The sequence below is a fragment of the Halomonas sp. 3D7M genome, from assembly GCF_014897885.1.
In the GTDB taxonomy this organism is placed as follows: domain Bacteria; phylum Pseudomonadota; class Gammaproteobacteria; order Pseudomonadales; family Halomonadaceae; genus Vreelandella.
Map to the genome: position 1 here is coordinate 14,626 of NZ_JABUZF010000267.1, position 227 is coordinate 14,852.

General features: G+C 46.7%; 1 pseudogene. It reads left to right on the forward strand.

The annotated features are described in order from the left end of the window. A pseudogene (locus tag INT22_RS21440) lies at positions 1-227 on the forward strand (bifunctional NADH-specific enoyl-ACP reductase/trans-2-enoyl-CoA reductase); the annotation flags it as partial.

The following is a 227-nucleotide window of genomic DNA, read 5'->3' on the forward strand; positions in this document are numbered from 1 at the left end:
TACGGCTTGGCAGAGCGTATTACGGCTGCCTTTGGTTATGGCGCTGATACCCTAGGTGTTTTCTTTGAAAAGCCTAGTAGTGAGAAAAAAACCGGCACTGCTGGCTGGTACAACAGTGCTGCATTTGACAAGTTTGCCAAGCAAGAGGGCCTGTACAGTAAATCAATCAATGGTGATGCGTTCTCTAACGAAGCGCGTGAAAAAGCCATCGAGTTGATCAAACAAGA